The sequence below is a fragment of the Corynebacterium sp. KPL3927 genome, from assembly GCF_040225835.1.
GTDB lineage: Bacteria > Actinomycetota > Actinomycetes > Mycobacteriales > Mycobacteriaceae > Corynebacterium.
Genome location: NZ_JBEHGD010000012.1, coordinates 21,197 through 44,579 on the forward strand (window position 1 = coordinate 21,197; position 23,383 = coordinate 44,579).

The 23,383-nt window shown below is 58.5% G+C and carries 21 protein-coding genes; 11 read left to right on the plus strand and 10 right to left on the minus strand.

All coding sequences use genetic code 11. The annotated features are described in order from the left end of the window. Positions 1–2 precede the first annotated feature (2 nt). The gene (locus tag ABRP86_RS07220) at positions 3–419 is read right to left on the minus strand and encodes a methylenetetrahydrofolate--tRNA-(uracil-5-)-methyltransferase (protein WP_349863414.1); all 417 of its coding nucleotides are present in this window, start codon (positions 417–419) and stop codon (positions 3–5) included. Positions 420–591: 172 nt separating this feature from the next. Between ABRP86_RS07220 and ABRP86_RS07225 the strand changes: the two genes are divergently transcribed. The 3 genes from ABRP86_RS07225 to ABRP86_RS07235 are packed head-to-tail and all read left to right on the plus strand — an operon-like array spanning position 592 to position 3,559. Continuing rightward, complete coding sequence (locus ABRP86_RS07225; RefSeq protein ID WP_349863417.1) at positions 592–1,377, plus strand: phosphoadenylyl-sulfate reductase; 786 nt, start codon at positions 592–594, stop codon at positions 1,375–1,377. Then, positions 1,377–2,276 carry a sulfate adenylyltransferase subunit CysD gene (cysD, locus tag ABRP86_RS07230; protein ID WP_349863419.1) on the plus strand — a complete coding sequence of 300 codons (900 nt, stop codon included), beginning with the start codon at positions 1,377–1,379 and terminating at the stop codon, positions 2,274–2,276. Before ABRP86_RS07225 ends, cysD begins: the two co-directional genes overlap by 1 nt. Then, the gene (locus tag ABRP86_RS07235; protein ID WP_349863422.1) at positions 2,276–3,559 is read left to right on the plus strand and encodes a sulfate adenylyltransferase subunit 1; all 1,284 of its coding nucleotides are present in this window, start codon (positions 2,276–2,278) and stop codon (positions 3,557–3,559) included. Before cysD ends, ABRP86_RS07235 begins: the two co-directional genes overlap by 1 nt. 222 nt (positions 3,560–3,781) lie before the next feature. On the opposite strand, the gene ABRP86_RS07240 is transcribed toward ABRP86_RS07235, so the two are convergent. The 3 genes from ABRP86_RS07240 to ABRP86_RS07250 form a co-directional block, all read right to left on the minus strand. Continuing rightward, a complete protein-coding gene (locus tag ABRP86_RS07240; protein ID WP_349863425.1) occupies positions 3,782–4,453 on the minus strand; it encodes an LppP/LprE family lipoprotein in 672 nt (223 codons plus the stop codon). 46 nt (positions 4,454–4,499) lie between these two features. After that, complete coding sequence (locus tag ABRP86_RS07245) at positions 4,500–5,222, minus strand: hypothetical protein (RefSeq protein ID WP_239269250.1); 723 nt, start codon at positions 5,220–5,222, stop codon at positions 4,500–4,502. A gap of 86 nt (positions 5,223–5,308) precedes the next feature. Then, complete coding sequence (locus ABRP86_RS07250; protein ID WP_349863428.1) at positions 5,309–6,394, minus strand: hypothetical protein; 1,086 nt, start codon at positions 6,392–6,394, stop codon at positions 5,309–5,311. A gap of 375 nt (positions 6,395–6,769) precedes the next feature. On the opposite strand from ABRP86_RS07250, the gene ABRP86_RS07255 reads away from it, so the two are divergent. The 3 genes from ABRP86_RS07255 to ABRP86_RS07265 all read left to right on the plus strand — a co-directional run bounded on the left by ABRP86_RS07255 (position 6,770) and on the right by ABRP86_RS07265 (position 8,386). Continuing rightward, positions 6,770–7,030: a hypothetical protein gene (locus tag ABRP86_RS07255; RefSeq protein ID WP_239269247.1), complete on the plus strand. Its 261-nt coding sequence runs from the start codon at positions 6,770–6,772 to the stop codon at positions 7,028–7,030. A 334-nt stretch (positions 7,031–7,364) separates the two neighbouring features. Further along, positions 7,365–7,619, plus strand: coding sequence for a hypothetical protein (locus ABRP86_RS07260; RefSeq protein ID WP_349863431.1), 255 nt, complete (start codon positions 7,365–7,367; stop codon positions 7,617–7,619). A 176-nt stretch (positions 7,620–7,795) separates the two neighbouring features. Beyond that, entirely contained in the window at positions 7,796–8,386 is a 591-nt protein-coding gene (locus tag ABRP86_RS07265; protein ID WP_349863434.1) for a nucleosidase, read from the plus strand. Between the two features lie 57 nt (positions 8,387–8,443). Here the strand turns inward: ABRP86_RS07265 and ABRP86_RS07270 are convergent, their stop codons facing one another. The 6 genes from ABRP86_RS07270 to ABRP86_RS07295 all read right to left on the minus strand — a co-directional run bounded on the left by ABRP86_RS07270 (position 8,444) and on the right by ABRP86_RS07295 (position 16,565). Then, entirely contained in the window at positions 8,444–9,904 is a 1,461-nt protein-coding gene (locus tag ABRP86_RS07270) for an AI-2E family transporter (RefSeq protein WP_349863436.1), read from the minus strand. Between the two features lie 143 nt (positions 9,905–10,047). After that, positions 10,048–13,488 carry a bifunctional proline dehydrogenase/L-glutamate gamma-semialdehyde dehydrogenase gene (locus ABRP86_RS07275; protein WP_349863438.1) on the minus strand — a complete coding sequence of 1,147 codons (3,441 nt, stop codon included), beginning with the start codon at positions 13,486–13,488 and terminating at the stop codon, positions 10,048–10,050. A gap of 602 nt (positions 13,489–14,090) precedes the next feature. After that, on the minus strand, positions 14,091–14,765 hold the full coding sequence (locus ABRP86_RS07280) for a response regulator (RefSeq protein ID WP_349853635.1): 675 nt from the start codon (positions 14,763–14,765) through the stop codon (positions 14,091–14,093). Further along, positions 14,750–14,905, minus strand: a complete 156-nt coding sequence (locus ABRP86_RS07285; RefSeq protein WP_284771664.1) for a hypothetical protein — start codon at positions 14,903–14,905, stop codon at positions 14,750–14,752. The genes ABRP86_RS07280 and ABRP86_RS07285 overlap by 16 nt, the downstream gene beginning before the upstream one ends. A gap of 91 nt (positions 14,906–14,996) precedes the next feature. Then, positions 14,997–16,175 (minus strand): sensor histidine kinase, encoded by a 1,179-nt coding sequence (locus tag ABRP86_RS07290; protein ID WP_349863440.1) that lies wholly within the window; start codon positions 16,173–16,175, stop codon positions 14,997–14,999. A 204-nt stretch (positions 16,176–16,379) separates the two neighbouring features. Then, positions 16,380–16,565 (minus strand): hypothetical protein, encoded by a 186-nt coding sequence (locus ABRP86_RS07295; RefSeq protein ID WP_023024121.1) that lies wholly within the window; start codon positions 16,563–16,565, stop codon positions 16,380–16,382. A 461-nt stretch (positions 16,566–17,026) separates the two neighbouring features. Between ABRP86_RS07295 and dnaK the strand changes: the two genes are divergently transcribed. The 5 genes from dnaK (at position 17,027) to exaC (ending at position 23,371) form a co-directional block, all read left to right on the plus strand. After that, a complete protein-coding gene (dnaK, locus tag ABRP86_RS07300) occupies positions 17,027–18,889 on the plus strand; it encodes a molecular chaperone DnaK (protein WP_005279388.1) in 1,863 nt (620 codons plus the stop codon). After that, complete coding sequence (gene grpE, locus ABRP86_RS07305) at positions 18,889–19,611, plus strand: nucleotide exchange factor GrpE (RefSeq protein WP_239275825.1); 723 nt, start codon at positions 18,889–18,891, stop codon at positions 19,609–19,611. Before dnaK ends, grpE begins: the two co-directional genes overlap by 1 nt. Before the next feature lie 98 nt (positions 19,612–19,709). Further along, a complete protein-coding gene (gene dnaJ, locus ABRP86_RS07310) occupies positions 19,710–20,915 on the plus strand; it encodes a molecular chaperone DnaJ (protein WP_349863443.1) in 1,206 nt (401 codons plus the stop codon). Positions 20,916–20,935: 20 nt separating this feature from the next. Further along, positions 20,936–21,481: a heat shock protein transcriptional repressor HspR gene (locus ABRP86_RS07315; RefSeq protein ID WP_304504142.1), complete on the plus strand. Its 546-nt coding sequence runs from the start codon at positions 20,936–20,938 to the stop codon at positions 21,479–21,481. Positions 21,482–21,850: 369 nt separating this feature from the next. Next, positions 21,851–23,371: an acetaldehyde dehydrogenase ExaC gene (exaC, locus tag ABRP86_RS07320; protein WP_349863445.1), complete on the plus strand. Its 1,521-nt coding sequence runs from the start codon at positions 21,851–21,853 to the stop codon at positions 23,369–23,371. Positions 23,372–23,383 lie beyond the last annotated feature (12 nt).

Below are 23,383 nucleotides of genomic sequence, written 5' to 3' on the forward strand. Positions count from 1 at the left end.
ATCTAGACCAAGACGTGTGCCAGCTGTGCCTGGGCGATGACGCTGGTCCAGTCCTCAAATTCCGTGATTGGCGTGCACAGTCCCTCCCACGTGGTGACGGGAATGCCGCGGGCTTTTAATTCCATGACGATGAGCTCGCGGTCACCGTGGGCGGCCAACTGGTGGACCTCGTTATGGGTGATATCGCCGTCTACTCCCACGCGCACGTTTCCCAGCAGGCGCAGCCGCGGAGTAGTACCAGGTGCGCACTCGTGCGGCACGGCCTCCTCGAGCACCCCGGCAAGCCCCGCAAACCGACGAAGTAGACCGAACGGTGCAGTTTTTTCTGAGATGAGGTCTACGCACATGCCGGCGCTCAGGAGCCTTTCCGTGGCGGATAAGGCGGCAGGACCTTCTCCAATGATGGCAACACGCTGCATAAAAGTTCCTCCCCGGGCGAATCCAGTCGGTCCGAGATAGACTACATTGTCTATAAATCTAGTCAGCTTGGTCCAGAAATAAAACATTTTATTCTTTCCTTCGGCCAAGCTCAGCGCCGTTTCCGGAAAAACGTGCTGCGTGAGCTACCGGGGTTGCCTAGTGTGTGAGCTCATGAACCCAACGACGAACTTGCTGGATGGCGGAAAGCCCTTCCGCGATCCCCACATCTCGCCCGAAGGCACGCGCGATACCGCGCCGCTTTCCACTGACGTGGCCGCGCGCAATGAACAGCTAGTGGAAAAGTGGGCGGATAAGCTCGCCTACGAATCCGCAGAAAACATCACCGAGTGGGCCGCCGAGCACGCCCCTGGCCGGCTTGCGGTCACCATGTCCATGGAAAATACCGTGCTGGCAGAGCTCTCCCACCGCGCCGGGCTCGCAGCGGATCTGCTCTTCATCGATACCGGCTGGCACTTCCCTGAGACCCTTCAGGTGGCCGAAGAGGTGGAAAAGCGCTACCCGGATCTCCCCCTTGTCCGCGTGCTGCCGCTGCTGAGCCCCGAAGAACAAGACGAGGTGTACGGCCCGCGCCTCTACGCGCGCGATACTTCCGCCTATAACCGCATGCGCAAGGTGGAGCCGCTGAACATGGCCATGGATTCTTATGCAGGGTGGGTCACGGGCCTGCGCCGGGCCGATTCCGAGCACCGCGCCCACGCCCCGGCGCTCAGCCTGGACCGCACTGGGCGGTTAAAGATTTCGCCGATTATTACCTGGAACTTGGACGATACCGATCAGTACATTGCAGAAAATGACCTCATCATCCACCCGCTGACCCTGGAGGGATACCGGTCCATCGGCGATGCGCCGTTGACCTTCCCAGTCGGCGACGGTGAGGACGCCCGCTCCGGGCGAGTATTTGCAGATGGCAAGACAGAATGCGGGTTACACGAATAATGAGCACACTTTCCCCACACCTACAAGACTTAGAAAATGAATCCATCCACATCCTGCGCGAGGTGGCCGGGCAATTCGATAAGGTAGGCATCCTCTTTTCCGGCGGCAAGGACTCCGTCGTCGTCTTCGAACTGGCCCGCCGCGCCTTCGCCCCGGCCACGGTGCCATTTGAATTGCTCCACGTGGATACCGGCCATAACTTCCCCGAGGTCATCAAATTCCGCGATGACTTGGTCGCAGAATCCGGTGCCCGCCTCCACGTCGCCCACGTTCAAGACTGGATCGATAGCGGCGAACTGCAGGAACGGCCCGATGGAACGCGCAACCCGCTGCAGTCGGTGCCGCTGGTAGAGACCATCGCCAAGCGCGAGTACGACGCCGTGCTGGGTGGGGCCCGCCGCGATGAGGAGCGCGCCCGCGCCAAGGAACGCATCTTTTCCATCCGCGATTCCTTCGGTGGCTGGGACCCGCGCCGCCAGCGCCCCGAGCTGTGGGACCTGTACAACGGCGGCAAGATGGCCGGCGAAAACGTGCGCGTCTTTCCCATTTCTAACTGGACCGAATCCGATATTTGGGAATACATCGGCGCGCGCGGGCTCGAGCTGCCGCCCATTTATTACTCGCACCAGCGCGAGGTCTTCAACCGCGGCGGCATGTGGCTTTCGCCAGGTGAATGGGGCGGGCCGAAAGGCGATGAGCAGCTAGAGACCCGCACCGTGCGCTACCGCACCGTCGGCGATATGTCCTGCACCGGTGCCGTCGACTCCACCGCATCCAGCCCCGATGAGGTGCTCGCGGAAATCTCCATTTCCACCCTGTCTGAGCGCGGCGCCACCCGCGCCGATGACAAACTTTCCGAATCCGCCATGGAAGACCGCAAGAAGGAAGGCTACTTCTGATGACGACTACCCTCGAGCCGAATGTCGGCGCCCTCAAACAGCGCGATACCCTGCGCTTATGCACCGCTGGCTCCGTTGATGACGGCAAATCCACCTTCGTCGGCCGCCTGCTCTATGACACCAAGTCCGTGCTCGCGGACCAGGTCGAGTCCATGGAGCGCTCTTCCTCCGATCGCGGTTTCGATGGCATGGATCTTTCCCTGCTTGTCGATGGCCTGCGTGCCGAGCGCGAGCAAGGCATCACCATCGACGTGGCCTACCGCTACTTCGCCACCGATAAGCGCACCTTCATCCTCGCCGATACCCCAGGCCACGTGCAGTACACCCGCAATACGGTCACCGGTATGTCCACCTCGCAGGTAGTGGTGCTGCTTATCGATGCCCGCCACGGCGTTGTCGAACAAACCCGCCGCCACCTCAACGTGGCCGCGCTTTTGGGCGTGCGCCACGTTGTCCTCGCGGTCAACAAGATCGACCTCGTGGACTATGACGAGCAGGTCTTCCGCGATATCGAGGCCGAATTCCATAAGATTGCGCAGCGCCTGGACATTACTGATACCACCGTCGTGCCCATTTCCGCGCTCAAGGGCGATAACGTGGTCGAGCGCTCTACCACCATGGACTGGTACACCGGCCCCACGGTCCTCGAGGTCCTTGAGACCATTCCCGTCGCTACTGGCCGCGCCGATGAGCTGGACTTTCGCTTTCCCATCCAGTACGTCATCCGCGAGCACGCCACCGATTACCGCGGCTACGCTGGCCGCGTGAAAGCCGGGTCCGTCGCCGTGGGCGACGAGGTGCACCTCCCCGAAGGCCGCACCAGCACCGTCACCCAGATCGATACCGCCGATGGTCCTGCCTCCTTGGCCGCCGCCGGTGATTCTGTGACGCTGCTGCTTGCCGATGACGTCGATCTCACCCGCGGCGATCTCCTCGCCGGCGCTCAGCGTCCCCCGGCCACCCGGGAATTCGATGCCACGGTGGTAGGACTTACCGAAAAAGACCTGAAACCTGGCCAGATGGTAAAGCTGCGCTACGGATCCTCCTTGGTCAAGGCCCGCATCGCTGCCCTTGCCCGCACCTTGGATCTCGATGGCGTATCTGACGTGGATGATCCCGAGGCCGTTGTCATGAACGATATCGCCCGCATCACCATCCAGACCCAGGCCGAACTGCCCGTGGAGGATTACGCCGCCCGCGGCGCCGTGGGAAACTTCCTGCTCATTGACCAATCCTCCGGCAATACCCTGGCCGCCGGCTTCGTAGGCCACCGACTGCGCTAGTCGTTTTTCGCGCCACTCTCACTTTAGCCGCTGTCGCTCATGTCGCTGCGCGTCATATTGAGGCCTGTGCACCGAGCAACAGCGGCGAAGTTGGGCCCAGCACAGCGGGCCCTTCGATGGCTAGGTGCACGTAGCAGGGGAGTGCAGCCACCAGCGCGAACCTAGCAAGATTTGCCACAAAACGGTTGAAAATTCAGCGAAACGTGCTTGTTTTACATTGACCTATCGTGTTGGTGGAACATCACCCGACATGATGACCTTCTGCTCGCTCTCATCCCAGCGGAATCCCGCATTGGTTGTACCCGAGCGGTTGGCATTGCTTTCACCTTTGCGAGGCCAGTGATAGGTCACCGCGATTTCGGAATCGTTTACGCGTTCAACCGTGGGAGCGAAGCCGTAGGGTTCTGCTGTTGCGGTCCCTAAGTACTCACCGTGGTTGAACAGCATGATGTGGTAGGGAGAAGAACTTGTTCCTCCCTCGATCATCAGGGTTTCCCACGATAGGGAAGCGCAAGGGTCGTAGCCTGAGGAATCGATTAGCTCCCAACCGATGGTGTACCACGGCGCAACTTGGGAAACGCTGTCTTGGAACGCTGTCTGGGCGCTTTGCGTACCGCAGGTTTGGTCGGATTTGCTTGCAGAAGAATTCTCGTCACCTAGTTGGGACGCTTGGCTTTCCTCTTCTTCATCCATCACTACGTTGGGCGGCACTGGCTTGGAAGTAGTTTCTTCTCTTGGGGAAGAATCTTTCCTCGAGGTTTCCTGCTCTGCGTCGTCATCTTTTTCTGGTGAGGTGGACCTCGAAGCAGTCTCATACTGGAGGTGTTGACCATCAGCGTTGGTGGAATTATCGTCACAGCCAGCCAGAGCAAGGCACACGTTTGCGAGGATCATTGCTGCTCCGATGGCCAGTACTCGGCCATGGAAAGGCCTATGCGAGTTAGGCATTCTCAATTGCCCGTCGTCCCATAGTCTTGCGAATCGACCACACGAACTCCCAAAGAATCAACATGAGCGGAGTGGTTACGAGCGTTTTGATCAGTGAGGCGCTGAAGCCTGCGGTCTTAGACTCCAGCTCCGAGGAATCAAAGACGAGGTCCAGGGCGGTGACGTCACTAGCTTCGCCGGCAAGGGACAAGCCTCGGATTCCGGCAATAAGCCACATGAGGAGCAGTATGCCCCATAGCACGCACCACATGATGGATTGACAACGTTGGCGGTCTGGCTCGACAGAGAACGCTACATTACTAAAGTCGACGGTGAATTGTTTATTAGCGACGTTGAAGCTTGAATTGCTGCTGGATTGATGATTCGTTGCCTGCGGCTTCCAGTCTTGTTGTTGCGCCGAGTGTTGAGGAGCGTATCCAGGCACCGGGGAATTGGAAGCAGGATTCTCTTGCGGTGCAGTGTCGGACGGGAGAGCAGCGATGTAGCGGATGCGCGCGATATCTACTTCGGCCCCAGTGGCATCAGCCAACTCGTTATCGTATTGCTTGCGCCGGTTGTCCGCGGAAAAGATTTGTCGCGCAGTATTCAGTTCGTCGCGTGCTGCAGTGTCCGCAGGATCTACGTGGGCAAGCTTGTTGTCAATCTCTGCGATGAGATCGGTGGAATCGGCCGAAGCATCGAGGGAGAGAGAGTCGTAGAGGTTGTAGTGGGGCATAGAGAGTTCCTTTCTAGTGTTAGATCCAGGGTTGTACGGAGAAGAGAGTGAGAGATCAGGAAGAGAGTATTTACGTAAAGAGGGAACTAGCAGGGGTCGGAGAAGTCGGCGTTATTATTCAGTGAACGAGCATTGCCACCGTATTGCGCTTTTAGCTCGCACACTTTCTCCACGCTATGGCCTGCGTCGAAGTAGATAGCATAGACGTCGTTGCCGTTTACTTGACTACGAAGAGAGCTGCAAGCGCCGCCGTAAAGAATTTTCGATCCCGGGTACTTGTCCTGTACGCGGGAGGTCTCGCTAAACGGTTCGCCACTTGAGATGAGCACGGACTCAGCGATGAGGATGTATCGGCCGTCGCACTTTCCGTCCCAATCTCCGGCCCAGGCGAATTCATCTTCGGCCCCGGATCTGTTGGTGGTTTCCTTAGCGCTTTCGGCTTTGGCGTTAGCATTGTCGTCGCACAGCAAAACCTCATCAAGCAAGCGGCGTGGGGCACCAGCGTCTTCAAGTTTGGACTGGTCGTAGCATCCCATATCGGATTGCGGCACCGATCCATCTGTTTTGTAAATGTGCCACGCATTGTCGGTCCAATAGAACAAGGCGAGGTTCCCGGTGCCGTCTTCACCTGCAAAAAGCCAAGAGTCATCGCAGTACATCTTTACTGGGGAGCGCAAATCGCTAAGTTTGTCGTCTGCGTAATTATTGCACTTCTCGTATTTGGTCAGCTCTTGTGCTTTAGCATCATTTTCTTCTCTGGGGGATTCTTTTCCTCGTCCTTTTTTGGAATTATCCTCATGTTTGTCGGACTCGGCTCCCTTCTCAGAGTGGGAGTCATCTTTAGCCTCAGAGCTAGTCGCCAATGCAGGTTCATTTGGATCATCTGCATCATTTGTATCGTTCCTATCAACGAATGCCCAAGCTAGACCGCCAACCAGAGCGAGAACCGCTAGCACAGAGATGACTAGGAACACGATGCGTCTATTTTTACTGGAGGACTTAGGGTGTTCAAAGTTCTCGTCTGAAGATGATGCTGCAGTAGTCGAGGCTGTAGAGGAATTAGGTGAGGGCGTGCCCCAAGCTTGTTCCTTGCGTGGCAAGGGGCGCATACCTTCAGTAGAGGGATCCGAGGAGGGGTGATCCGGCTGGCCCCAAGCATTGTTGTCGTTCAAAAGCTGGACTCCTCCATAAGCAATTTAAGAGCGGAATACGAGAGAGATTGGACAATCTAACGATTAATCCATGATGTACTAGTGACATACAATTTGCAGAAATTGTTTCAATTAAACTTTAATCTAGGCATTTAGCTCCATTCAAGTTACTTTCGCATAAAACGAACGACATAAGTACGACATCTGTGCGGTCAAGAGTTGAAGCTAGAGGGAGTAAGTCGCCCCCAAAACCGTTGAATAAAAGGGCCTAGCAACAGCTGAAGGCTGTGCTTTAGTGCGAGAGCTTGAGCAAACGAGGGACTTGCAGTCGGGAATAGTAAGCCGGCTCCTTCCTGGCCAGCTTAACCCCAAGTGTGACCTAAATTTGAATCCTCTATGAGGAACGAGAAAGAAGCACCTGTGGCACTGGAGCGAAATCGCAATGCGTCCGAATTTCACACAGCTCGCAAACGAGTGAGCGTGCCCCGAGACCTTATCAGGCGATTAGGCGGTGCGTTGGCCTATGGCGCAATCGAAGCTTTCGGACCAGATGCCCAATCAGAATTGAGCAAAGTCTTTGATTTGGGTGACGTTATTGACCTCATCTTGCTATGTCAGCTGCCGGAAATGGAGATCGCGCCGGGAGTGGAGCAGTAGGTGGAGAGAGACTACGCCAAGAAGCTGCTGGGGCGAATCAGTGCGGGGGCTACGCATTAGGAGACTTATGACCGCCAGCTGCGTGCGACTGTGGTGCGGGTATCGCGTGGGGCGTTCGCCTGTGGACCTTGCCGGACGTCAGCGCCTTCCCAAGGATGTGGAAAGGGCATTCCCAGAGTCGTTTTCCATTGCGATATCACCAGTCCCTACACCATTGCCGGAGGAGGTGTGGCTGGGGATGTACGTGGCCAATGCGACGCGGCTCGGAGAGCTAAACACTCAGGTAGAAGGTGCCGGGTTGGATGAGAACTGACAGCAAGGGTTGCGGCTGGGGATGAGCCTGGCCGCAACCTACCGCCAAGTCTGGAGTTCCGTGCGCGGCCAGTGGCACGTGAGCCCGCAGACGCGCTATATCGTGCTCTCGTGCTTTGGCTATTGCCCCTTTGTCTGCCGCGTGGCCGAGGGCAGTTGGCGCCGCGATTCCTTCGACGAGAGCCACGGTCGTTTCAAGGTCACGGAAAGGTATTTGATAGATGTGGATCGCGAACGCTTCATTCACCTTGACAGCCCAGATCCGGGTGGTGCTTAGTTGCCCACGGCACGGGAGGCGGCGGAGGCGACGACGGAGGAAGACCTCGCCGTCGCAAGTACGCTTACTGGCCGAATCATCGCCGTGGGCGCCGGGCATAAAAATATTACGATTCGCCTGCACCAAAGGAACCACACGTTGAACTTTGATTAGGGCGAGCAGGTATTCTCGCAGACATGGAGAATCTCAACGGACGCACACTTTTCGTCGCCGCCGTGGACGCCGAAGCTGCGCACATTCCAGACGGCGAAGCGCTGCTCATTACCGGAATCGGCACGGTTCCAGCCGCGATTTCCCTGACGGAGGTATTGGCAGAGGCTCGCGCAAACGATGCTTTGCCTGAACGCGTGGTCAATATTGGTACGGCAGGCGCGCTTGTCGATGGCATGGATGGCGTCTTCGAGATCAATAAAGTGACCAAGCACGATTTTAAGCTAGAAGTGCTGACCGATATCAGCCGTTACCTCCTCCCAGAATTCATCGAGCTGGAGACCTCCGGCGAGCTTCCGGCGCGCGGGCTGGCCACCGGTGACATGTTTGTCTCTACTACCGCATTGCGCAATGAGCTGGTGAAAAAATCCCAGCTATGCGATATGGAGGGCTATTCTATTGCCGCTGCCTGCCAGCGCTTTGGTGTGCCCTGCACACTGCTGAAGCAGGTCTCCGATTCCGCTAATGAGGAATCGATGGGCACCTGGGCTGGCGTCTTGGACCGCAGCGCCCGCCAGCTGGCCGCTGCCGCAGCCGATTTAGGCTTCTTGCGCTAGCCGATGCCTCCGTCGCCTTCCTCGCCGTTTCGCACGGCGGAGGAAGAGCGGGGCTTTTTAGGTTAGCGGGCTCATGGCCGCGAAAAGCTGCTTTACCTTTTCGCGAGGAGACTCTTCGAGGGGGCTGTCGCTGTCGCCTTCTTCGCCGGTGCGCTTGTCCTCGGGGTCTGTATTGTCCGCGTCCTCAGCTTCTTCGTCTTTGGACGTGGACTTGGAACCGGTGACGATTTCAATGTCATCGGGGGAGACCTCACCGGCGCGCAGGGCGGCCATCTCTGCGTGGTAGCGCAGGACAACGGTAATGGTGGCGGCGACTGGCACGGCGAGGAAAGCACCGACGATGCCGGCCAGAGTGGAGCCCACGGTGATGGAGAGCAAGACGATGGCCGCGTGCAGGCCCATGGCCTTGGATTGCAGGATGGGCTGGAGGACGTTGCTTTCTACCTGCTGGACAATGATGATGAGCGCCAGTGCGAGCAGCGCATTGGTCAGGCCGTTGGATACCAAGGCGATAATGACGGCTAAGGCGCCAGCGGTGACGGCACCGATGATGGGGATAAAGCCCGCGAAGAATGTGATGACGGCGATGGCCAGTGCCAGTGGGACCTGGAGAACCCAGAGGCCGAGGCCGATAAAGACGGCATCGACAAGCGCGACTAGGGCTTGGGCCTGAATGAAGCCAGACAGCGTCTTCCAGACGCGGGAAGTAAGTTCCGTGATGTGCCAGGCGGCGGAGTTACCGGTGTATTTGCGCAACCAGGGCAGGAACCTATCGCCGTCTTTAATGATGAAGAAGGTGATAAAGAGCATGATGACGGTGGCTACCGCAATGGAGCTGGCCATGGAGAAACCAGAAAGCACGCCGGTGGCGATGGTGGAGGCCTGGCCCTTGGCAAAGGACACGATGTCCTCGAGGACCGACTGCAGTTGGTCCACCTCAATATCCAGTGGGGAATCATTGACCATCTTGGTCAGTTGCATAATGCCGGCTTCGGCCTCATTAATAAGCACCTTGGACTGTGCGGTGACCATGGGCGCCATGGCGGCAAAGATGCCGCCGAAAATAACCACCAAACCCAAAAGCGTCGTGACCGCTGCCAGGGTGCGGGGCAAGCCCTTGGAGCGCAGCCAGGCGCTCACTGGATAAAGCACCGTCGAGACCAAGATGGCGAGGATAACCGGCAGCAGGCCCACCCAAATAAAGCGCAGCAGGAAACCCGCCAGGCCCAATCCTGCGACGATGAGGATAAAGCACACCGAAATCTTGGCCATGCTGCGGAAGTCCTTGGCCAGCACGGCGGATTTATTATCGCGATCGGCGGGATCGGCGGTGGCTACCTCAGCGCCCAATTGGGATTCATCGGGGGAGACCAGCGGCGCGACAAAGGGGTTCTTCGCGTCAGCCTTGCGGTTGACGGAGTTTTGCTCGAGCGCTGACGGGTACTGCGCGCCCTGCGCCGAGTCCTGGCCCGAGCGCTGCCCGGTGCCGCTGGAAGAGTGGTTATCTGGCGTAGTCATTCATCTACTATGCCATACGAAACCACCTAGAGATAGCGCACGAAAAGCAGAGAAAAAGATAGCGCCCCACCCAACTCCCAGCAAGAAAGCGGGAGAAGGTGGGGCGCTTAGTCACTGTGCCGCGGCGGGCAGCAATCGGCGTATTAGTCGCGCAGGTTGCCCACGTTGCGGATGATGCCGAAGCGGTGCATGGTCACGGAGACTGCCTGCTCGAGGAGGTAAGGCATGAGCTCACGGCGGCCATCGGCAAGCACGGGCTGGTCCAGTACCACGGAGTTGGAGCGCACCGCTGCCTCGTAGACGGAATCCGGTACGGTGCCCAGGGCACGCACGCGGGAGGACTCGTCATTGGCCACGGCGGCAGCGAAGGAACCATCAGAAATGGACTTCACGTCGAAGCCGCGCTCCTGCAGCTGGGCGGCAACCTCTGGGGCGGCGGAGATTTCCGTCTCGGTGCCGGTAATCCCGGAAGCCAGTACCTGGCGGGCAACATCGCGCAGCTTGTAGTCCTCGCCCACGCGGATGCGCAGCTTGGTGAGCAGCGGGCGGTAGCGGAAGCGGTTGGCTTCAGCGACCAGCGCGGTGCGGTCGTGGGTGCGGCCGAATTCCTCGAGCCACGCAATCCGGTCCAGCTCGGCGGCGCGCCAGAGCCATTCCAGATCGTCCTGGCTGAGCTCATCAGAAAGCTCATCGCGCAGGCGCTGCAGAATCTTTACGCTGGCTGGGGCGATATCCACGTCGCGCGGCTTGAGTTCGCCATCGGTCCAAGTACCCATCTGGGCTACGTAGTTCGGGCCGCCGGCCTTGGCGCCCGGTCCCATGACGGATTTCTTCCAGCCACCGAAGGACTGGCGCTGGACAATCGCGCCGGTAATGCCGCGGTTGACGTAGGCGTTGCCCACCTCAACGTTGTCGATCCAGTACTCGATTTCCTTGTCATCCAGGGAGTGGATGCCGCCGGTCAGGCCATAGCCGGTGCTGTTTTGCCAAGCGATGGCCTCTTCCAAGGTATCGGCGTACATGATGCCAAGGATGGGGCCGAAGCACTCGTTCTTGTGGTACCAAGAGCCCGGTTGGACATTATCGCGAATGCCCGGGGACCACAGGGTGCCTTCTTCGTTGAGCTTTTCCGGCTTCAGCAGCCACTTCTCGCCCGGCTCCAGCTGGGTCAGGCCGCGCAGCAGCTTCTCACTCGGCTTTTCAGCCAGGCCATTCATCGTGGTGGTGATGTCATAGCCCGGGCCAGGCTTCAAGGTCTTGACGGAATCCAGCAGCTGCTCGCGCAGACGCTTGGACTTGCCCGCAGCGCCAACGAAAATCACCAGCGAGGCGGCCGAACACTTCTGGCCGGAGTGGCCAAAGGCGGAGTTGTACAGGTCCTGGATGGCCAGGTCCGGGTCGGCGGCCGGGGTGATGACCAGCGCGTTCTTACCGGAGGTCTCCGCCATCAGGTTCATCTTGGGCTTCCAGGAACGGAAGAGCGCGCCGGTATCGGACGCACCGGTCAAGATGATGTTGTCCACGTCATCGTGGGAAAGCAGGGCCTTGCCGGCATCGCCTTCATCAGTAAGCACCAGCTGCACCAGATCCGGGTCCAAGCCTTCTGCTTCGAGTGCGGTGCGGAAGGCCTCAACCACCATCTTGCCGCAGTGGACCACCTGGGGAGCAGGCTTGACGATGACCGCCGAGCCCGCCGCCAAGGAAGCAGCAATGCCGCCGGTAGGAATGGCGATGGGGAAGTTCCACGGCGGGGTCACCACGGTGACGGTGTGCGGGTGGAACTCGGAGTGTGCCTCTTCCAAGAAGCGGGCGGACTGGCCGTAGTAGGTGCAGAAGTCAATGGCTTCCGAGACCTCCGGGTCAGTCTGGGTGACCGTCTTATTTGCCTCGTAGGCTGCCACGGAGATGAAGTCTCCGCGCTTGGCGGCCAGCTGGTCCGCAACGGCGTCTAGGGCAGCGGCGCGCTCTGCGGCGGGGCGCTTACCCCATTCGGTGCCCAATTCCTTGGCGCGGGCGACGTAGCTTTCAACAGCGGTGGGGTCGGTGACCTCTTGGACGCCGTGCTCACCAGGGTCATTCGCAAGCGCGCGCTTGGCCCAGGTGCGGTTCGGGGTAATTGCCGGGTCCGTATCGGGCTCGTTCCTGAAGCGTCCGGAATCCGGTGCCTGGCGCCCGGAATCCTCGAGGCGGTTTTGGGTGCGGCGCGATCCAGCGAAGGTATCCCAGCGCTTGGCAACGGCCTTGCGGAACGTCTCTTCCTGGCTTGCCAGCGGTTCTTCGCCCGGGGCAAAGAGGGCGTAGAGGAAGTTCTGCGGCGCGGAGTTCTCCTCCAAGCGGCGCACCAGGTAGGACACGGCGACGTCAAAGTCATCTGCGTGGACCACCGGGGTGTAGAGGATCTGGCGGCCCTCGTAGACCTTGCGCACCGCTGCCTGCTGCGCCGGGGACATGCCCTGCAGCATCTCAGAATCCAGCATGTGCAGCACACCGCGCTTTACACCCAGCTCATAAGCCATGGCGGCGGTGTACAGGTTGTGGCTGGCCACACCAATGCGGATGCAGTCCGCGAATTCCTCCTGGAGGATGTAATCCAGCAGGCGGTAGTAGTTAGCGTCAACGTCCAGCTTGTTGGTGTAGGTAGCCAGCGGCCAGTCGTGGACTTCGCTCTCTACGGTCTCCATGGACAGGTTGGCGCCCTTTACAATGCGCACCTTGACCTTGGCGCCGCCCTCTGCCACGCGCTGCTTGGCAAATTCCGCGATGTCCTGGAGGGCGTCGAAGGTATCGGGCAGGTAGGCCTGCAACACGATGCCGGATTCCAGGTTCTTGAACTCCGGCTCGCTCAAAAGGCTCTTGAAAAGGCGCAGCGTCAGGTGGAGGTCGTGGTATTCCTCCATGTCCATGTTGATAAAGGCCTGTGGGTTGCGGCGAGCGGCCTCCTGGTAGAGCGGGCGCAGGCGGTCCTTCAAACGCTCCACGGAACTGCCGATGTCCCAGTTGTTCAGCTGCGCCACCATCGAGGACGCCTTGACGGATACGTAGGTCACGCGCGGGTTTTTGATGAGGTCCAGCGTGCGGCGCGCGCGGGACTGTGCTTCCTCTTCACCAAGGACGGCCTCACCCAGGAGGTTGAGGTTCAGTTGTTCACCGGAAGCGGCGGCCTTTTCCAGGGTGTCATTGAGTGCATCCGATTCCGCGTCCAGCACCAAGTGGCCAACCATCTTGCGCATGTACAGGCGCGCTACCGGCATGACCAGGTTAGGCAGGATCGGGCCGAAGAAACCGCCGGCACCGACGAGCGCGCCATTGATGCTGCCCAAGAAGGAAGGATCGTACTGGGAAGAAATGTCCTTCAGTGCCTTGGCCGCAACCTTGTCATCCTCTGGGCGCATGACGCGGTCAACGAAGTCCATGGTGAACTTCACGCCATTGTCATCGCGTAACAGCTCCGCGAGCTGCTCGGTGGCCTTATCCTTTTCATCCGCGGTGGAATCGAGCCAGCCTTGTGCGCGCTTAATGGCGGCAGGCAGTACGGCCTCAACATCATCAGATAGTGGCGTGCGGGTGTATGCGGGAGAAGTCATGTGAAATTCAACCTCTTTTTCGAAACGTGTACTTCCAGGTTGGTGGCCAACCCACACCGCGGTGTGGCCTTTGTTCTGTGACTTTTAGCGCCGGGGGCAGAAAGTGGCTGGTAAGTCTATGAAAGTTAGAAAGCATGCGGCGATTAGGTCTCCGCATACCTGGCAATGAGTGGAACACGCGGGATGCGCGCGCCGCTGCTCGGAGGTTTAAACCAAGCGAATCAACAAGCCATAGTGCTACCGGTAGTGGGGGACCGGGGGCCTGTCGCTATGGCGGCGGACGCGTGCCAAGTTGGTGTTCAACACTCACCTGCTTTCTACACTGTGGCGATGTGGAGCTAGGGGGCAGGAATGAAAGCCCAGTAGTGGTTTCCTAATCCGGTCCTAGCACAGGCATCAGTGGCCGAATGACGCCGAATGATGCGCGGGAAATGCTATGTAGTTGTGTGTGAAATCAATTATAGGGTTGTCGATATAGTGATGCTAGTCTCGTTAGCAAAATCGGCAGTGGGGGTATAAAGGTAAAAAAGAAAACCCCAGCATGTGGGGTTTTAAGGGGGTGGGGCCACGATTAGGGGTGAGCGCTATTCGCGCCTATGCAGCTATTTGCCGTACCCCGCTTTTAGCGCCTTGACCGCTAGCTCGAGACGAGACTTGGCGTGAAATTCGGTTAACAGGCTAGAAACATATTTCTTTACCGTTCCCGGAGCATAGTGAGTGCTTTTTGCGATCTCTTCGTTGGATTTTCCCTCGCATACTAAATCGAGGATCTGAGCTTGAGCAGGCGAAATATGGTGCTCAGGGGCGGAAACCGCAGACGTAGATTGAGCATCGTTTTCGCTCCAGCCAGGCATTTGTTGGAATAAGCGCGTTAAAGGTTGGGGAGCCACGACCGTGCCACCGCGGACGGCCTCGCGCACCGTATCCAAAATATAGGCCGGCTTCGAGCTTTTGAGGATATAGGCTGCCGCCTTATTGGACAGGACTTCCCTTAGGGTGTCGTCATTATCCATTGCGGTCATAGCAATGAATACCGGTGGATTAGGCAGCTCATTAAGCTCGCGCAGCAGTGCTGTGCCGTCCATCTCCGGCATATGAATATCCGCGATGACGGCATCGACATCGTGTTGTTCTAGCTGCTGTAATGCGGCTTTCCCATTTTCTGCGACGGCGCTGATTTCCATATCTTCGGCCGCAGCGAAATAGTGGCCGAGTGCCTCGATGACTAGTGGGTCATCATCGACTAGGAGCAGCGAAGTTTTTACTTGAAGCACCATGGGGCTGGGCAGCCGAAGACGAGCTCTGCCGAGGACTCGTATTTATTGTTTTGCGGGAGGTCGCCAGGGGTGAGGTCTGCGCCAAAGAGAGAGGCGGACAGCATGAGGGGCGCGAGAAAGCTAGCGAGGGCAGCCTGCATTGCACGACTCCTTTATATAAAAACCGGATTTATAAGAAACATACGTAAGTGTAGTAAAGGAATGGTGGCGCTGCCAGCGAAGGTGGCTGAACTAACGTTCTTCATGCGCAGACGGGGGCAGCGCGAGCGTGAGCTCCCAGTATTCATCGACACGACCTGCCTCCAGCCGAGCATCGATAGTTGCCGCAAGGCGCGTCATCGAATTAATTCCTATGCCGGAGGAAGTCTCCGGCGTGGTGCTCGTTGGCTTGGCAATAGGGTTGCGGATAGTAAGAATCGTCCATCCCAAATGTGGTTGTGCCGATACGCTAATTTCCGCCCCAGGCGGCGAGTACTTGACGGCGTTGAGGCAAGCCTCCCTGGTGATGGCTGCGACCGAGTCAAGAACAGAAGGAGAAAACTGGGGGCAAAAATCTTCTCCGCTTACCTTAATGATTGGCGTGCGGTTGAGCTTTGGTAGCTGTTCTTCTTCCCAGGCCAGTACCTGTGCAAGGCTTGTAGGGCGTGGTGCTTGATTAAAACTAAATTCGTCGTTGATGCCGTCAATATTGGAACGCAAGACTTTAGTTAAAGCGCGTATTTCAGACATCGACGAGCGCATCGCATCGCTTAATTCATCGAGGCGGCGGCTGAGCTCCGGTGTGGTGGCGTATTCCAAACTGAGCGCTTCTAACTGCATGGTATTGACGGTAAGGCTGGAAATTACCGAGTTATGCAGGGTTTCAGCTAGGTCGGACTGTCGGCGCTTGACATCGTTATTCCACTCCACCATGGCGGTTTTATAGCGCCGTGCGGAATGGGCGAGTGAGCTGCCGATGAAGGTGCTAATGACCAAGAAAATTCCCCAGACCAGTGCCGGTGTTGGATTGAGGACTAGCCGCAACGTACTAGGATCTACCAGTCCTACCAGCCAAAACACTACGCAGAGAAGAATCGACTGCCACTTGGTACTGCGAAAAGCGAATACGGCAAGGAATACCGGGGCTAAGAAAACGGAACTGGCGTAGGGGATTCCCACGGTAAGGATGGCAATAATCCAAATTGCCAGAAACCCCACTGCCATGGTCTTCGGGTATCGATAGGCAGATGTAGTGATGGCCGTCAAAATTAACCCGACGATTGCCGCTGAAAGTTGGTGTTTAGTTGGGGTGAGAAATGCGGCGAAAAGGGTAAGGGCCAAGCAAATGATGGCGATCAGCGCTGCGGTGCGCTGTAGGGTCATCGCCGCCCGAAGGCGGTGGCGAAATGGTAGTGGCGGGGTGAAAGTCACGGTGGAATGCGCTTCTTTGGTGCTCAGGCTGAATAGTTGTGAAAAGCTTGTGGCGTCTCGCACCTAGCTTAAGGCCTGGAAGCGTGAAACCAGCAAATGAAAACAACTAAACCCCGCACCTTCCGGTGCGAGGTTTAAAACCTGCGTGGAAAAGTGCGGGGGTTTAGTCGGTCTTCATGAAGGAGTGTAAACGCGAAGGTTTACTTAAGCGTTAGCTGCGGTTTCGGTAGCAGCGTCAGCGTTGTCCTTGGAGGACAGGCCCTCGATTACGGAGGACAGGTCCACGGAGTCGGAGTTGGACTCGGAGGACAGCTCAGCAGCGCCCTTGATGGCCTTGAAGATTGCCTCGAAATCGAGGGAGGAGCTGAGGTTTACGAGGGTGTCGAGCATTGGACGTTTCCTTTCGAGTTGGCGGAGTGAAACTACAAATCAATCTCTCTCTGGGTAGCAACCAGTGGCTGCTGTGGTTTCCAGTATGTGCGAGTTAAATACGCCTGCCAAGCCTCTTTTGGATCCTTTGTGAGGTAACTTTTGGCCACCTTTTTACGGCCCTTTGGGGAGCTTTTGGGTGTGGAAGAGTTTGTTTTAAAAGGTAGTTCACTCCTGTTTGAAGCAGTAGGAGGGAGCGGAGTTTGAGGCTAAGAGCTGGGAAAATGGAACAATTTTTGAGGAGGGTCGAGCCGGCGGGAATAAGATTTGAGTGTGGGAGGTTATAAAGATTGAGTGACACAGGCTCAAGAATTTATGAACGAGTTCGCAACTTCTGTTAGAGTAGCGCTCGGACGCAACGAGAAGTTGAGTCACTCACAATCAACTTTATTAACTGCACTCGACAAAAAGGAGAATGAATCATGGGACGCGCAGTAGGTATTGACCTTGGTACGACGAACTCCGTCGTTTCCGTACTGGAAGGTGGCGAGTCCACCGTTATCGCTAACTCCGAAGGCTCTCGCACCACGCCTTCCGTTGTAGCGTTTGCTAAGAACGGCGAAATCCTGGTTGGCCAGTCCGCCAAGAACCAGGCCGTGACCAACGTGGACCGCACCATCCGCTCCGTCAAGCGCCACATTGGTACTGACTGGACCGTCAACATTGATGACAAGGACTACACCTCCCAGGAGATTTCCGCTCGCACGCTGATGAAGCTGAAGCGCGATGCAGAGTCCTACTTGGGTGAGGATGTTACGGACGCCGTTATTACCGTCCCTGCATACTTCGAGGACGCACAGCGCCAGGCCACCAAGGAAGCCGGCCAGATTGCCGGCCTGAACGTCCTGCGCATTGTCAACGAGCCCACCGCGGCAGCACTTGCGTACGGCCTAGAAAAGGGCGAGCAAGAGCAGACCATCCTGGTCTTCGACTTGGGCGGCGGCACCTTCGACGTGTCCCTGCTGGAAATCGGCGATGGCGTCGTTGAGGTTATGGCTACCGCAGGTGACAACACCTTGGGCGGCGATGACTGGGACCAGCGCATCGTTGACTGGCTGGTGGACCGCTTCAAGAGCTCCCAGGGCGTTGACCTGACCAAGGACAAGCGCGCCGTACAGCGTCTGCGCGAGGCTGCAGAGAAGGCCAAGATTGAGCTGTCCTCTTCCCAGCAGGCCAACATCAACCTGCCTTATATCACCGTTGACTCCGACAAGAACCCATTGTTCTTGGACGAGACCCTGACCCGTACCGAGTTCCAGAAGATCACCCAGGATCTGCTGGACCGCACCAAGGCTCCGTTCAACCAGGTCATCAAGGATGCTGACCTTTCCGTCGGCGATATCGACCACGTTGTGCTGGTCGGCGGTTCCACCCGTATGCCGGCCGTATCTGACCTGGTCAAGGAGCTGACGAGCAAGGACCCGAACAAGGGCGTTAACCCGGATGAGGTCGTTGCAGTGGGTGCTGCACTCCAGGCAGGTGTGCTGCGCGGTGAGGTTAAGGACGTGCTGCTTCTCGATGTCACCCCGCTCTCCCTCGGCATTGAAACCAAAGGCGGCGTGATGACCAAGCTCATCGAGCGCAACACCACCATCCCGACCAAGAAGTCCGAGACCTTCACCACCGCAGAAGACAACCAGCCTTCCGTGCAGATTCAGGTTTTCCAGGGTGAGCGCGAGATGGCTACCGCCAACAAGCTGCTGGGTTCCTTCGAGCTCGGCGGCATCGCACCGGCACCTCGCGGCGTGCCCCAGATTGAGGTCACCTTCGACATCGACGCCAACGGCATCGTCCACGTGACCGCCAAGGACAAGGGCACCGGCAAGGAAAACACCATCAAGATCCAGGAAGGTTCTGGCCTTTCCCAGGAAGAGATCGACCGCATGGTCAAGGACGCCGAGCAGCACGCTGAGGAAGATAAGAAGCGTCGCGAGGAACAGGAGCTGCGCAATAACGCAGAGTCCACCTCCTACCAGACCCGCAAGTTCTTGGAGGATAACGAGGACAAGGTCTCTGAGGACACCAAGACCAAGGTCACCGAGGCTGCTGACGCCGTGGACGAGGCACTGAAGGGCGATGACCTCGATGCCATCAAGTCCGCAGTAGAGAAGCTGTCCACCGAATCCCAGGAGATGGGCAAGCAGATCTACGAGGCACAGGCTGCAGAGGGCGGCGCCGAGGGTGCTGGCGATGCCGGCGCCGCACAGGGCGACCCAAACGTGGTCGACGCTGAAGTTGTGGACGAAGACGAGAACTCCGACGACAACAAGGACGGCGACAAGTAATGACTCAGGACAGCGGAATGCCGCAAAACCCAGGCGACCCGGAAAACACGGATCCGGAGGCTACCTCGGCTGACCGCGCTGAGGCTGCCGCCGAAAAGGCCGAGGAAGCACAGGCTGCCAACGACGCACAGGCTGATGCCTCCGAAGAAGCCAAATTGGATCCCACCCTTGATGCTGACCTCGAAGACGCGCTGGCTGATGTCAACGCCGATGAGGTCGAGGCCGAGGAGGAGGGCGATGAGCCCACCTCCACCGGCGCTGCCACCAACGATGTGGAGGCGCAGTTGGCAGAACGCACCGAAGACCTGCAGCGTCTGAATGCGGAATACACCAACTACCGCCGCCGCACCGAGCGTGACCGCCAATCCGTTATCGAAACCGCGAAGGCAAAGGTCATTAGTGACTTGCTGCCGGTCCTCGATGACCTCGATTTGGCCAAGCAGCACGGTGACCTGGAGGGCCCGCTCAAGGCGGTTGCGGATAAGCTCCGCAAGGGCCTAGAGCAGCACAACCTCACCGCCTTTGGTGAAGAGGGCGAACCCTTCGACCCAGAGATGCACGAGGCCGTGCAGGATTTGTCCTCCGGCGATGAGCAGGTGCTCGGCACCGTGCTGCGCCAGGGCTACCGCGTAGGCGAGAGGCTGGTGCGCAACGCGCTGGTCATCATCGCGGACCCCGGTGAGGATTCCGGCAGTTCGGAAGGCACCGAACAAGCCGATTAATCCGGGAAAAGGGCGCCTTGGGAACTGACTGATTCAACTTCCCCCGGCGCCCTTTTTACTAATTACAACCGATTCTTCTTGAAAGGAGGAGATGCCCAGTGAGCGCTAAACCCGAATGGGCAGACAAAGATTATTACGCGGATCTGGGGGTCTCCTCGTCCGCAGACCAAAGCGAGATCAAGCGCGCGTACCGCAAGCTTGCCCGCGAAAACCACCCCGATACCCACCCCGATGACCCTGCGGCAGCGGACCGGTTCAAGCGGGTTGCGGAAGCATACGATGTGCTTTCTGATGCCTCCGAACGCAAAGAATACGACCAGTTCAAGGCCATGCTGCGCAATGGCGGTGGCTTCGGACGGAACGGAGGCGCCGGCTTTCCCGGCGGGTTTCGATCCACGAACATGGGTGGACAAGGTGCGCAAGACTTCGACCTCTCGGACCTCTTCGGAGGCGCCACTGGAGGATCGTCTCAAGGCGGCGGTTTTGGGGATATCTTCGGTAGCGTTTTCAACCGCAGCGGTAGTGCTGGCCACTCAGCTAAACCGTCGCGGGGGGCCGACGTCGAAACGGAAATAACCCTCGATTTCCGCGAGGCCGCCAAGGGGACCACCATCCCGCTGGCCTTAAGCGGTAACGCGCCGTGCACCACGTGCCATGGCTCGGGTTCTTCCTCCGGCAAGACCTCAACGTGCGGGACCTGCAATGGCTCCGGATACACCTCGGAAAACCGCGGTGCGTTCGGCTTTTCCGCCCCATGCAAGGATTGCGATGGCACGGGCCGCCGCATCACAGATCCGTGCCCAGACTGCAACGGCACCGGAACGGTGCACCGCACCCGGAACATCACGGTCCGCATCCCCGCCGGCGTCATCGACGGCCAAAAGGTCCGTATCGCCGGCCAAGGCGAGGCAGGCCCGAATGGCACCCCGGCCGGTGACCTCTTCGTTGCGGTCACCGTGAAGCCTGACAAGGTCTTCACCCGTGACGGCGACGATATCCACATCACCGTCCCCGTCTCGTTTGCCGAGCTCGCCCTTGGTGACACCATCACGGTTCCCACCTTGGACAGCCCGGTCCGCGTGAAGATCCCCGCCGGTACCCCGGATGGCCGCACCTTGCGCGTGCGTGGGCGCGGCATTGCCAAGCGCGCCGGCAAGGACGGCGACCTCTTGGTGAGCGTGCAGGTCACCGTGCCTTCCAAGCTCGATGCTGCGGCCTCCAGCGCCCTGCGTACCTATGCACAAGCCGAAAAGGACTCTGGCTTTAATCCCCGCGCAGGCTGGGCCGGCGCGGAGAGCAATTAAGGCAGGAGGTGCATTGCACAATGAGTACTGGAAAGGCAGAAGGCTCCGCCACTGCGGTCTACGTTATTTCCGTGGCCGCCGAGCTTTCCGGGATGCACGCCCAAACCCTGCGCACCTATGACCGCATGGGTTTGGTTTCCCCGGCCCGCACCCGGGGTGGCGGCCGCCGTTATTCGGATCGCGATATTGAATTGCTCCGCAAGATTCAGGCGCTGTCGCAAGACGATGGCGTCAATCTCGCCGGCATCAAATCCATTATCGAGCTAACCGAAGAACGCGATCGGCTCGAAGCCGAACGCGATGCGCTTGCCGATGAAGTCCGTGCCCTCCGCGACCAACTCGCCGCCGGGCAGCGCTCCGGATCGCAGCACCCCCAAGCCCAGGGGCAGCACACCCGCGGCGCACAAGGCCCGCAAGGTCCACAAGGCCCACAAGGCTCGCAGGTCCCGGTGCGCTCCCAACGCAGCGGCGAGCTCGTCCACGTTCCGCGGTCTACCTCTGTGGTGATGTGGAGCCCGCGCACCGCGCGCGATCGCAAACGCAATCGCCGAAACAACGGCGGCTAAACCGGCTAAACCGGCTAAACCGGCTAAACCGGCTAAACCGCCTAATTCGTCCTGCGGACGAGAAACCTCAACTTAAACCCTCCATACCTTTCACGGCGTAGCGCCCGCACAGGTATGGAGGGTTTATCTCTGCCCAAAAGTCCCTCACCCTGGCAATGCCACACCCGCATAACCGGACTTTGGCCTGTGAAGAAATGTTAATTCCCCACCCCTATTTTGTGCGAGATGCGAAAAATTGCATTACTATGGCCGGAAAGCAGGTGAGGTACACCACAGTAGAGCGCCTGCAGTGGTCCGAGCCATAACCGGCAAGGGCCATACCTGGCAAGAGCCACAGTCAGAATTTCTACACGAGAGGACACCACCATCATGACTTTGTACGCAGCGCCCGGAACCGAAGGGGCTATCGTTAACTACCGCGACCGCTATGACAACTACATTGGCGGTAAGTGGGTCCCGCCAGTCGATGGCGAATACATGGACAACATCAGCCCCGTGACCGGTGAAGTATTTTGTCAGGTGGCCCGCGGCAAGGAAGCCGATGTCAATGCGGCCATCGACGCCGCGGAAAAGGCGTTTGCTACCTTTGGCAAGACCACGCCAGCAGAGCGCGCGCTCTTGCTGCACCGCATCGCGGACCGGATTGAAGAAAACCTCGAAAAGATCGCTGTGGCGGAGACCTGGGAAAACGGCAAGGCCGTCCGCGAGACCTTGGCCGCCGATATCCCGCTGGCCGTTGACCACTTCCGCTACTTCGCGGGCGCCATCCGCGCACAAGAGGGCCGTCTGTCCCAGATCAACGAAGACACCGTGGCCTACCACTTCCACGAGCCGCTCGGCGTGGTTGGCCAAATCATCCCGTGGAACTTCCCGCTGCTCATGGCCTCTTGGAAGATTGCACCGGCCCTGGCTGCGGGTAACTGCATCGTGCTCAAGCCTGCGGAGCAAACGCCAGCATCCATCCTCTTGCTCATGGACATCATCGGAGACCTCCTCCCAGATGGCGTACTCAATATCGTCAACGGCGTGGGCGAGGAGGCCGGTGCGGCACTGTCGGGTTCGGACCGCATTGCCAAAATCGCATTTACCGGTTCCACCCCGGTGGGCAAGCTCATCAATAAGGCCGCCGCGGACAAGGTCATCCCGGTCACCCTGGAGCTCGGCGGTAAATCGCCGTCCATCTTCTTTAAGGACATCATGGATGAAGATGACTCTTACCTGGAAAAGTGCGTCGAAGGCTTCGTCATGTTCGCCCTTAACCAGGGCGAGGTCTGCACCTGTCCATCGCGTGCGTTGGTCCATGAGGATATTGCCGATAAGTTCTTGGAGCTTGCCATCGAGCGCGTCAAGAAGATCAAGATTGGCCACCCGTTGGATACCGAAACCATGATGGGTGCCCAGGCCTCCCAGGAGCAGATGGACAAGATTACCGAGTACCTCAAGATCGGCCCGGAAGAAGGCGCGGAAACGCTCATCGGCGGCCACGTGAACAAGGTGGAGGGTCTCGAAAACGGTTACTACATCGAGCCCACGGTATTTAAGGGCAGCAACGAGATGCGCATCTTCCAAGAGGAAATCTTCGGGCCCGTGCTCTCAGTGGCAACCTTCAAGGACTACGATGAGGCCATCGAGATCGCGAATACCACCAACTTCGGCCTCGGCGCCGGCGTGTGGTCGCGCCAGCAAAACATCTGCTACCGCGCCGGGCGCGATATTCAGGCCGGCCGCGTGTGGGTCAACCACTACCACGACTACCCAGCACACAGCGCCTTCGGTGGCTACAAGGAATCAGGCTTGGGCCGCGAGAATCACTTGATGATGCTTGGCCACTATCAGGAAACCAAGAACATGCTGGTCTCGTATTCGGACGCCCCCGCAGGCCTGTTCTAAACCCACAACTGG